4 tRNA genes and 5 rRNA genes (1 of these 9 running past the window's edge) are annotated in these 12,500 nt (G+C 43.1%); all 9 read right to left on the bottom strand.

The window, feature by feature from the left end:
* Positions 1–1,771, bottom strand: a 23S ribosomal RNA gene (locus BMX49_RS14475) (it extends 994 nt beyond the left edge of the window).
* 403 nt (positions 1,772–2,174) lie between these two features.
* A tRNA-Ala gene (locus BMX49_RS14470) sits at positions 2,175–2,248 on the bottom strand.
* Positions 2,249–2,340: 92 nt separating this feature from the next.
* Positions 2,341–2,414: transfer RNA gene (locus BMX49_RS14465), tRNA-Ile, on the bottom strand.
* A 186-nt stretch (positions 2,415–2,600) separates the two neighbouring features.
* Positions 2,601–4,117, bottom strand: a 16S ribosomal RNA gene (locus BMX49_RS14460).
* The 16S and 23S rRNA genes sit together here with 2 tRNA genes alongside, the layout of an rRNA operon.
* A gap of 2,419 nt (positions 4,118–6,536) precedes the next feature.
* Positions 6,537–6,644, bottom strand: a 5S ribosomal RNA gene (gene rrf / locus BMX49_RS14445).
* A 180-nt stretch (positions 6,645–6,824) separates the two neighbouring features.
* A 23S ribosomal RNA gene (locus BMX49_RS14440) occupies positions 6,825–9,589 on the bottom strand.
* A gap of 403 nt (positions 9,590–9,992) precedes the next feature.
* Positions 9,993–10,066: transfer RNA gene (locus tag BMX49_RS14435), tRNA-Ala, on the bottom strand.
* Positions 10,067–10,158: 92 nt separating this feature from the next.
* Positions 10,159–10,232: transfer RNA gene (locus BMX49_RS14430), tRNA-Ile, on the bottom strand.
* Positions 10,233–10,418: 186 nt separating this feature from the next.
* Positions 10,419–11,935, bottom strand: a 16S ribosomal RNA gene (locus BMX49_RS14425).
* Positions 11,936–12,500: the final 565 nt, after the last annotated feature.

Genomic DNA, 12,500 nt, shown 5'->3' with positions numbered 1-12,500 from the left:
TTGCTTCGCATTGCTGCTAACAACCTTCCTTAACCTTCCAGCACCGGGCAGGTGTCAGACCCTATACAGCATCTTTCGATTTAGCAGAGTCCTGTGTTTTTGATAAACAGTCGCCTGGGCCTCTTTACTGAGGCCAATATTTCTATTGGCGTCCCTTCTTCCGAAGTTACGAGACTATTTTGCCTAGTTCCTTAACCATGATTCACTCTAGCACCTTAGGATTCTCTCCTCGAATACCTGTGTCGGTTTTGGTACGAGTTGCTTCACTTCGGCTTTTCTTGGAAGCACTTTCCCTACAACAACTTCGCCCGAAGGCTAGGTCTTGACTATTCCGTCAGTCTCCAGTAAGTACGGCACTCCGTCCCCTTTTTAGTGTGAGCAAGTATGGGAATATTAACCCATTGTCCATCCACTTCCCCTTTCGGGTTCGCGTTAGGTCCCGACTAACCCTCAGCTGATTAGCATGGCTGAGGAAACCTTATTCTTTCGGTGAGCGGGTTTCTCGCCCGCTTTATCGTTACTTATGCCTACATTTTCTTTTCTGTCCGCTCCACCAAATCTCACGATCTAGCTTCTGTGCAAACAGAATGCTCCCCTACCAGATATAACTCAAAAGTTATAAATCCATAGCTTCGGTACTATACTTATGCCCGATTATTATCCATGCCGAACCGCTCGACTAGTGAGCTGTTACGCACTCTTTAAATGAATGGCTGCTTCCAAGCCAACATCCTAGCTGTCAATGCAGTTCAACCGCGTTATTTCAACTTAGTATAGATTTGGGGACCTTAGCTGTTGGTCCGGGTTCTTTCCCTCTCGGACATGGACCTTAGCACCCATGCCCTCACTGCTGCGAAACATTTATTAGCATTCGGAGTTTGTCAGGAATTGGTAGGATTTGACTCCCCCGCATCCAATCAGTAGCTCTACCTCTAATAAACTTGTCGCAACGCTGCACCTAAATGCATTTCGGGGAGTACGAGCTATCTCCCAGTTTGATTGGCCTTTCACCCCTACCCACAAGTCATCCGAAGACTTTTCAACGTCAACCGGTTCGGTCCTCCACTTTGTGTTACCAAAGCTTCAACCTGCCCATGGGTAGATCACAAGGTTTCGCGTCTAATCCTACTAACTAAGCGCCCTATTCAGACTCGCTTTCGCTCCGCCTCCGTACCTGAAGTACTTAAGCTCGCTAGTAAAATTAACTCGTAGGCTCATTATGCAAAAGGCACGCCGTCACCCAACTTGTGGGCTCCGACCGCTTGTAGGCGTACGGTTTCAGGTTCTCTTTCACCCTTCTATTCGAAGTGCTTTTCACCTTTCCTTCACAGTACTTGTTCACTATCGGTCTTTCAGGAGTATTTAGCCTTGGAGGATGGTCCCCCCATATTCAAACAGGATTTCACGTGTCCCGCCCTACTCATTTATCATCTATGTATGCTTTTCAAATACCGGGCTATCACCGTCTATGGCTGTTCTTTCCAGAACATTCTTCTAAACATATAAAGACTTTTGGGCTAATCCGCGTTCGCTCGCCACTACTTACGGAATCTCTTCGATTTCTTTTCCTCCGGGTACTTAGATGTTTCAGTTCTCCGGGTTTGCTCTCTAATAAATTAGAGTGACTGGTCTTCAACCAGCCGGGTTGCCCCATTCAGACATCTGCGGATCAATTCGTGTGTGCCGATCCCCGCAGCTTTTCGCAGCTTACCACGTCTTTCTTCGCCTCTGAAAGCCTAGGCATCCGCCATACGCCCTTAACGATTTCTTTCCTAATAATATATTAGTTCAGTTTGTTTGTCTCGTCACCTAAGTGACAAAACTAGTTTTATTTAAACTCGGCACTCGAAAGTGCTCGGTTTTCTCTTTGTGATGTTCTTATCGTTTATGTCAATGATCTTATCTCTTTTTGTTCCGCTGATGAACAGATGTGTTTTTGGCTCCATCCGTAACTTTTAAATCAGTAGTTCAAAACTGTGAATATATAGGTCTCGATCCTATCAAACTTACTAATTGCTTAGTTAAGTCTTGCCTCCTTTCGGCATTATTCTAATCTGTATTGTAAATATCTTCTATGCTTGCTTCACTTCAGAAGCTTTTTCGCTACATTGCTGTAACTTGTTCTCGTTATATTGCTATAACTTTCTATCTTCTCTCTATATTGCTATAGATTGTGGAGAATAAGGGAGTCGAACCCTTGACCTCCTGCGTGCAAGGCAGGCGCTCTAGCCAACTGAGCTAATTCCCCGCTAGTATAGACTTAGAGAATAAAGAGCAAAGAGTCAAGACTAATAAATCGTCTTTTATCTTTTTTCTATTATCTTCCCGTCTTATTATTAGTAGTCTCGGGCAGGCTCGAACTGCCGACCTCTACATTATCAGTGTAGCGCTCTAACCAGCTGAGCTACGAGACTCTATTTAATTAATAATTATTAATTAATAATTGTTAATTATCTCTCCTCCCTGATTACTAATCCTAGTGGGTGTATGTTTTTATAAATAACAACCGAAAGTGAAAAAACTAAAGCTAACTTTGAGCAAGTGCTCTGGTACTTGCGTACCGTGTTGTTTGTTTATACTCTCCTAACGAAGAGTCTCAAAAATGAGATGTTCCAGCCGCACCTTCCGGTACGGCTACCTTGTTACGACTTAGCCCTAGTTACCTGTTTTACCCTAGGCAGCTCCTTTTACGGTCACCGACTTCAGGTACCCCAGACTTCCATGGCTTGACGGGCGGTGTGTACAAGGCCCGGGAACGTATTCACCGCGCCATGGCTGATGCGCGATTACTAGCGATTCCAGCTTCATAGAGTCGAGTTGCAGACTCCAATCCGAACTGAGACCGGCTTTCGAGATTTGCATCACATCGCTGTGTAGCTGCCCTCTGTACCGGCCATTGTATTACGTGTGTGGCCCAAGACGTAAGGGCCGTGATGATTTGACGTCGTCCCCACCTTCCTCTCTACTTGCGTAGGCAGTCTCACTAGAGTCCTCAACTTAATGTTAGCAACTAGTGACAGGGGTTGCGCTCGTTGCAGGACTTAACCTAACACCTCACGGCACGAGCTGACGACAACCATGCAGCACCTTGAAAAATGTCCGAAGAAGGATCTATTTCTAAACCTGTCATTTCCCATTTAAGTCTTGGTAAGGTTCCTCGCGTATCATCGAATTAAACCACATAATCCACCGCTTGTGCGGGCCCCCGTCAATTCCTTTGAGTTTCATTCTTGCGAACGTACTCCCCAGGTGGCTAACTTATCACTTTCGCTTGGTCTCTGAGGCTTGCGCCCCAAAAACGAGTTAGCATCGTTTACGGCGTGGACTACCAGGGTATCTAATCCTGTTCGCTCCCCACGCTTTCGTCCCTCAGCGTCAGTTAAATCATGGTAACCTGCCTTCGCAATTGGTGTTCTAAGTAATATCTATGCATTTCACCGCTACACTACTTATTCCAGCTACCTCTAATTTACTCAAGACCAACAGTATCAATGGCAGTTTCATAGTTAAGCTATGAGATTTCACCACTGACTTATCGGTCCGCCTGCGGACCCTTTAAACCCAATAAATCCGGATAACGCTTGCACCCTCCGTATTACCGCGGCTGCTGGCACGGAGTTAGCCGGTGCTTATTCGTACAGTACCTTCAGCCAGATACACGTATCTGGGTTTATCCCTGTACAAAAGAAGTTTACAATCCGTAGGACCGTCATCCTTCACGCGGGATGGCTGGATCAGGCTCTCACCCATTGTCCAATATTCCTCACTGCTGCCTCCCGTAGGAGTCTGGTCCGTGTCTCAGTACCAGTGTGGGGGATCTCCCTCTCAGGACCCCTAAAGATCACAGACTTGGTGAGCCGTTACCTCACCAACTATCTAATCTTGCGCGTGCCCATCTCTATCCACCGGAGTTTTCAATATTAAATGATGCCATCTAATATATTATGGAGTATTAATCTTCCTTTCGGAAGGCTATTCTCCTGATAAAGGTAGGTTGCACACGTGTTACGCACCCGTACGCCGCTCTCTAGAATCCGAAGATTCTATACCGCTCGGCTTGCATGTGTTAGGCCTCCCGCTAGCGTTCATCCTGAGCCAGGATCAAACTCTCCATTGTATGTTTGTCTGACTCACTCAAAGTTATTGACGCTCTAATTTTTTCTTACTTTTTGGTTGTATATTTTATGTCAATGATCTCTATTCTTCTCGCATTACCCGGAAACTCTTCTGTCGTTTGTTCCGAATTGCGAGTGCAAAAGTATAAACTTTATTTCTAATGACCAAATGTTTTCAAGAAAATTTTAAAAGTTTTTTTTAACTCCTAAAACACATCTCTCAACTCATTCAATCTGTTCATCTTCGCTACCCGTCTCTCTCGATTTGGGATTGCAAAGATAGAAAGTTTATTCTAACCTACAAGCTTTTGTTGAAATAAATGTTGAAAACTTTCGCCCTCTACTCTATTCCCCCTCTACTTATCTGATCTACTTCGCTACCCTTATTTAGAGTGGTGCAAATGTAATCCTACTTTCTAAATCTCGCAACACATAATCAACCTTATTTAAAACTTGGGTATAAGTTCTTACCTAATGGATTGATTCGTAGCCTAATAATTTTGTTTTAAAGTTATCCACTTTATCTCAATGTGGTGATATAGTAAGGTTTTGGGAATTAGAGTAATAGTTTGAATGAGGGATCGTAGTGGAAATCCCACAGCCAAGCGTCGGGCTTTTAGCGAAGGCGCGAGGAATTGAAACGAAGAGCCCGACCCGAAGCGGCTGGAAAGTATTGTACAATGTTTGTAAGCGTTGGCGAGGGAACCGCCCAATTAAAACACTATATAATAGTACGCTGTAGTTTTTAAACTTGATTTCTAAAAAACCATTTCTTTTTATTTATTATTAACATCACATCCCAGCTTACTTACTGAGACAATTTTTTTTATCAAGTCATTGAAATGTTTGTTACTTAATTTTTCCTCTTCAAATTGCGATCTGAAATCATAACAAAAATTATAGATGCTAATATGCAATTGGTTTTTAAATAAGTTGCGAAAATAATAAAATCAAAGATAGAAAAATTCAGATAATGGCTTGTTCATAATTAATGGATGTCTGAAATCGATGTTATTGGATTGCCGTACATAGCATCAGGTACAAACCTGGGGGAGATTAAAATGAATTAATATTTTTGAAGGATACTAAACAGTTTCGACATCCTTAAGTTGTTTTTATCAGCGTTATTAGTGAAGCATTTTGATATTACCAATATAAAGGATATTGAAGGAACACCTTATGCCTTTTTTGAAGAAAAAAAATCTAAATTCTAAAGATTTGCTCCCAGAAAATACTGTAGATAACTTTCCGCTGCGTGGGAAATTTGTAAAACTTCATATCAAAACAAGAAGGTGGACAGATAAAAATTCCAGACAAATAGTTAAGCGAGATAACAATCTCATCGCTAAGGAACTAGCATGACAAAAGATTTTTGTGAAGTTTTTAAAAAGATCAGCCGATACGGTAGTATTTCACTGTAAAAATCACGGATGAATTTTATGGCATTGATGGCAAGAAATTTCAAGCCAGTAAAAAAAATCGAGTAGCGATTACAAAAACTGAGATAAAAACGGCATCGTGAAGATTACGTACTTTTTCCCGAAAACTTTTCAGAAGAAGTCTCCTAAGATAAAGTGACTTTATCTGATGGTGAACTTATCACTATACTTAATTCAACAAAAGCAACTGAAAAAAAGGTATTATTATAGCCATTATTAAAGGAACCAAATAGGAAATAGTATAGAGGTAATCGATCGTTTCTAAATTTAGAAACTAACGATATAAACTTTACAGGAAATCCATATCAAACATCGCTGGGAGCGATCGAAAAGTAAAATGGATGGATTGCTGAAAGCAAATCTAAAAATAATCCAATACGCTTGAACTTTTTGAAAAATGGAAACACCAGAAAATAACTTTTGGTGAGAAGTCGCTATTTGCTCTATAAAAGTAGAGCGAAATGGTCTGAACATTAAAAGCAGAAAGCGAAAATATTTTTTGAGAAATATCCCTACATCGAAAGCGTTATGAAATAACAAATGGATTAAGACGAATTTATAACGAGAAAATTAGCAAAGATATTGATATGACAAAGCTCGCATATTGGTTTAGAGCGACAGAAAATGCTTGATTAAAATCTTATATTTCTTTAATAAGAACCATTACTCTGCACTAGAATGATATTCTAAATTATTTTAAAAACAGAAGTGTAAATGCACGCGCAGAATCAATGCGAAAATAAAAGACTTCAGAATATAATTACGTGGAGTAACAGATAGCGATTTTTCTTTTTCAGGTTAGTCCAAATTTTTTCTTAGTCCCAAATTTTTCGGTTAATCCAATAATTTCTACTACACACTATCATTAACTTACATACTTACTATTGTCATCCATCACCCATCACCCATCATTGATCACCCATCATCTGGAATTTGGTCACAAAAAAAGCTCATCAAAATAAATTGATGAGCTTTTGAAAAAGACTGGCGGCGACCTACTCTCCCGCGTTAGCAGTACCATCGGCGCTAGAGGGCTTAACTTCTGTGTTCGGAATGGGAACAGGTGAGCCCCTCTGCTAAAACCACCCTAAAGGTTGTTTTGTACAAAAGGTTGTACAGTATATTGTTATATTAGGTTTTAGATTTTAGGGGGTAGGTAGTAGACCGTGGTCTATTATCTATCCGTCTATTATCTAATAGTCTAATAAAAAAAAGCGATAAAAACAATCACAAAGAGAAGACCGTATTGCACGATCGAGTACCTTAATTAGGCAATAAATCTACGGGTAATTAGTACTACTCGGCTATGACATTACTGCCTTTACACCTATAGCCTATCAACGTTGTCATCTCCAACGACCCTTAAAAGATGTCTCATCTTGAGGCAGGTTTCGCACTTATATGCTTTCAGTGCTTATCCTTTCCAAACGTAGCTACTCAGCGGTGCTCCTGGCGGAACAACTGATACACCAGAGGTTTGTTCAAATCGGTCCTCTCGTACTAGATTCAAGCCCTCTCAAACATCTAACGCCCGCAATAGATAGAGACCGAACTGTCTCACGACGTTCTGAACCCAGCTCGCGTGCCACTTTAATGGGCGAACAGCCCAACCCTTGGGACCTTCTCCAGCCCCAGGATGTGACGAGCCGACATCGAGGTGCCGAACCTCCCCGTCGATATGAGCTCTTGGGGGAGACTAGCCTGTTATCCCCGGAGTACCTTTTATCCTATGAGCGATGGCCCTTCCATACGGAACCACCGGATCACTATGTCCTGCTTTCGCACCTGATCGACTTGTAGGTCTCACAGTCAAGCACCCTTATGCCATTACACTCTACGCACGGTTACCAAGCGTGCTGAGGGTACCTTTGAAAGCCTCCGTTACTCTTTTGGAGGCGACCACCCCAGTCAAACTACCCACCACGCACTGTTCTTCCGTTAGGAAGTTAGGCTCCAAATAAACAAAGGGTGGTATTTCAACGTTGGCTCCACTGACACTAGCGTGCCCGCTTCAAAGCCTCCCACCTATCCTACACATTGTTTATTCAAAGTCAATACGAAGTTATAGTAAAGGTTCACAGGGTCTTTTCGTCCCATTGCGGGTACTCGGCATCTTCACCGAGACTACAATTTCACAGAGCTCATGGTTGAGACAGTGCCCAGATCGTTACACCATTCGTGCAGGTCGGAACTTACCCGACAAGGAATTTCGCTACCTTAGGACCGTTATAGTTACGGCCGCCGTTTACTGGGGCTTCAGTTAATTGCTTCGCATTGCTGCTAACAACCTTCCTTAACCTTCCAGCACCGGGCAGGTGTCAGACCCTATACAGCATCTTTCGATTTAGCAGAGTCCTGTGTTTTTGATAAACAGTCGCCTGGGCCTCTTTACTGAGGCCAATATTTCTATTGGCGTCCCTTCTTCCGAAGTTACGAGACTATTTTGCCTAGTTCCTTAACCATGATTCACTCTAGCACCTTAGGATTCTCTCCTCGAATACCTGTGTCGGTTTTGGTACGAGTTGCTTCACTTCGGCTTTTCTTGGAAGCACTTTCCCTACAACAACTTCGCCCGAAGGCTAGGTCTTGACTATTCCGTCAGTCTCCAGTAAGTACGGCACTCCGTCCCCTTTTTAGTGTGAGCAAGTATGGGAATATTAACCCATTGTCCATCCACTTCCCCTTTCGGGTTCGCGTTAGGTCCCGACTAACCCTCAGCTGATTAGCATGGCTGAGGAAACCTTATTCTTTCGGTGAGCGGGTTTCTCGCCCGCTTTATCGTTACTTATGCCTACATTTTCTTTTCTGTCCGCTCCACCAAATCTCACGATCTAGCTTCTGTGCAAACAGAATGCTCCCCTACCAGATATAACTCAAAAGTTATAAATCCATAGCTTCGGTACTATACTTATGCCCGATTATTATCCATGCCGAACCGCTCGACTAGTGAGCTGTTACGCACTCTTTAAATGAATGGCTGCTTCCAAGCCAACATCCTAGCTGTCAATGCAGTTCAACCGCGTTATTTCAACTTAGTATAGATTTGGGGACCTTAGCTGTTGGTCCGGGTTCTTTCCCTCTCGGACATGGACCTTAGCACCCATGCCCTCACTGCTGCGAAACATTTATTAGCATTCGGAGTTTGTCAGGAATTGGTAGGATTTGACTCCCCCGCATCCAATCAGTAGCTCTACCTCTAATAAACTTGTCGCAACGCTGCACCTAAATGCATTTCGGGGAGTACGAGCTATCTCCCAGTTTGATTGGCCTTTCACCCCTACCCACAAGTCATCCGAAGACTTTTCAACGTCAACCGGTTCGGTCCTCCACTTTGTGTTACCAAAGCTTCAACCTGCCCATGGGTAGATCACAAGGTTTCGCGTCTAATCCTACTAACTAAGCGCCCTATTCAGACTCGCTTTCGCTCCGCCTCCGTACCTGAAGTACTTAAGCTCGCTAGTAAAATTAACTCGTAGGCTCATTATGCAAAAGGCACGCCGTCACCCAACTTGTGGGCTCCGACCGCTTGTAGGCGTACGGTTTCAGGTTCTCTTTCACCCTTCTATTCGAAGTGCTTTTCACCTTTCCTTCACAGTACTTGTTCACTATCGGTCTTTCAGGAGTATTTAGCCTTGGAGGATGGTCCCCCCATATTCAAACAGGATTTCACGTGTCCCGCCCTACTCATTTATCATCTATGTATGCTTTTCAAATACCGGGCTATCACCGTCTATGGCTGTTCTTTCCAGAACATTCTTCTAAACATATAAAGACTTTTGGGCTAATCCGCGTTCGCTCGCCACTACTTACGGAATCTCTTCGATTTCTTTTCCTCCGGGTACTTAGATGTTTCAGTTCTCCGGGTTTGCTCTCTAATAAATTAGAGTGACTGGTCTTCAACCAGCCGGGTTGCCCCATTCAGACATCTGCGGATCAATTCGTGTGTGCCGATCCCCGCAGCTTTTCGCAGCTTACCACGTCTTTCTTCGCCTCTGAAAGCCTAGGCATCCGCCATACGCCCTTAACGATTTCTTTCCTAATAATATATTAGTTCAGTTTGTTTGTCTCGTCACCTAAGTGACAAAACTAGTTTTATTTAAACTCGGCACTCGAAAGTGCTCGGTTTTCTCTTTGTGATGTTCTTATCGTTTATGTCAATGATCTTATCTCTTTTTGTTCCGCTGATGAACAGATGTGTTTTTGGCTCCATCCGTAACTTTTAAATCAGTAGTTCAAAACTGTGAATATATAGGTCTCGATCCTATCAAACTTACTAATTGCTTAGTTAAGTCTTGCCTCCTTTCGGCATTATTCTAATCTGTATTGTAAATATCTTCTATGCTTGCTTCACTTCAGAAGCTTTTTCGCTACATTGCTGTAACTTGTTCTCGTTATATTGCTATAACTTTCTATCTTCTCTCTATATTGCTATAGATTGTGGAGAATAAGGGAGTCGAACCCTTGACCTCCTGCGTGCAAGGCAGGCGCTCTAGCCAACTGAGCTAATTCCCCGCTAGTATAGACTTAGAGAATAAAGAGCAAAGAGTCAAGACTAATAAATCGTCTTTTATCTTTTTTCTATTATCTTCCCGTCTTATTATTAGTAGTCTCGGGCAGGCTCGAACTGCCGACCTCTACATTATCAGTGTAGCGCTCTAACCAGCTGAGCTACGAGACTCTATTTAATTAATAATTATTAATTAATAATTGTTAATTATCTCTCCTCCCTGATTACTAATCCTAGTGGGTGTATGTTTTTATAAATAACAACCGAAAGTGAAAAAACTAAAGCTAACTTTGAGCAAGTGCTCTGGTACTTGCGTACCGTGTTGTTTGTTTATACTCTCCTAACGAAGAGTCTCAAAAATGAGATGTTCCAGCCGCACCTTCCGGTACGGCTACCTTGTTACGACTTAGCCCTAGTTACCTGTTTTACCCTAGGCAGCTCCTTTTACGGTCACCGACTTCAGGTACCCCAGACTTCCATGGCTTGACGGGCGGTGTGTACAAGGCCCGGGAACGTATTCACCGCGCCATGGCTGATGCGCGATTACTAGCGATTCCAGCTTCATAGAGTCGAGTTGCAGACTCCAATCCGAACTGAGACCGGCTTTCGAGATTTGCATCACATCGCTGTGTAGCTGCCCTCTGTACCGGCCATTGTATTACGTGTGTGGCCCAAGACGTAAGGGCCGTGATGATTTGACGTCGTCCCCACCTTCCTCTCTACTTGCGTAGGCAGTCTCACTAGAGTCCTCAACTTAATGTTAGCAACTAGTGACAGGGGTTGCGCTCGTTGCAGGACTTAACCTAACACCTCACGGCACGAGCTGACGACAACCATGCAGCACCTTGAAAAATGTCCGAAGAAGGATCTATTTCTAAACCTGTCATTTCCCATTTAAGTCTTGGTAAGGTTCCTCGCGTATCATCGAATTAAACCACATAATCCACCGCTTGTGCGGGCCCCCGTCAATTCCTTTGAGTTTCATTCTTGCGAACGTACTCCCCAGGTGGCTAACTTATCACTTTCGCTTGGTCTCTGAGGCTTGCGCCCCAAAAACGAGTTAGCATCGTTTACGGCGTGGACTACCAGGGTATCTAATCCTGTTCGCTCCCCACGCTTTCGTCCCTCAGCGTCAGTTAAATCATGGTAACCTGCCTTCGCAATTGGTGTTCTAAGTAATATCTATGCATTTCACCGCTACACTACTTATTCCAGCTACCTCTAATTTACTCAAGACCAACAGTATCAATGGCAGTTTCATAGTTAAGCTATGAGATTTCACCACTGACTTATCGGTCCGCCTGCGGACCCTTTAAACCCAATAAATCCGGATAACGCTTGCACCCTCCGTATTACCGCGGCTGCTGGCACGGAGTTAGCCGGTGCTTATTCGTACAGTACCTTCAGCCAGATACACGTATCTGGGTTTATCCCTGTACAAAAGAAGTTTACAATCCGTAGGACCGTCATCCTTCACGCGGGATGGCTGGATCAGGCTCTCACCCATTGTCCAATATTCCTCACTGCTGCCTCCCGTAGGAGTCTGGTCCGTGTCTCAGTACCAGTGTGGGGGATCTCCCTCTCAGGACCCCTAAAGATCACAGACTTGGTGAGCCGTTACCTCACCAACTATCTAATCTTGCGCGTGCCCATCTCTATCCACCGGAGTTTTCAATATTAAATGATGCCATCTAATATATTATGGAGTATTAATCTTCCTTTCGGAAGGCTATTCTCCTGATAAAGGTAGGTTGCACACGTGTTACGCACCCGTACGCCGCTCTCTAGAATCCGAAGATTCTATACCGCTCGGCTTGCATGTGTTAGGCCTCCCGCTAGCGTTCATCCTGAGCCAGGATCAAACTCTCCATTGTATGTTTGTCTGACTCACTCAAAGTTATTGACGCTCTAATTTTTTCTTACTTTTTGGTTGTATATTTTATGTCAATGATCTCTATTCTTCTCGCATTACCCGGAAACTCTTCTGTCGTTTGTTCCGAATTGCGAGTGCAAAAGTATAAACTTTATTTCTAATGACCAAATGTTTTCAAGAAAATTTTAAAAGTTTTTTTTAACTCCTAAAACACATCTCTCAACTCATTCAATCTGTTCATCTTCGCTACCCGTCTCTCTCGATTTGGGATTGCAAAGATAGAAAGTTTATTCTAACCTACAAGCTTTTGTTGAAATAAATGTTGAAAACTTTCGCCCTCTACTCTATTCCCCCTCTACTTATCTGATCTACTTCGCTACCCTTATTTAGAGTGGTGCAAATGTAATCCTACTTATCAAATCTCGCAACTACTTTAGATATAAATTTTAAACAAGTGTATAAATAATAGTATATGTGCCTGATTTAACGATAAGTACAGTGAAAACAAAGTTATCCACTTTATCTAAATGTCTTAATTCAGGACGGACGTGTCAATCGGAGTCCTA

The sequence above is a fragment of the Kaistella antarctica genome (genome assembly GCF_900109615.1).
Classification (GTDB): domain Bacteria; phylum Bacteroidota; class Bacteroidia; order Flavobacteriales; family Weeksellaceae; genus Kaistella; species Kaistella antarctica.
This window is presented reverse-complemented; position numbering and strand designations above follow the sequence as displayed.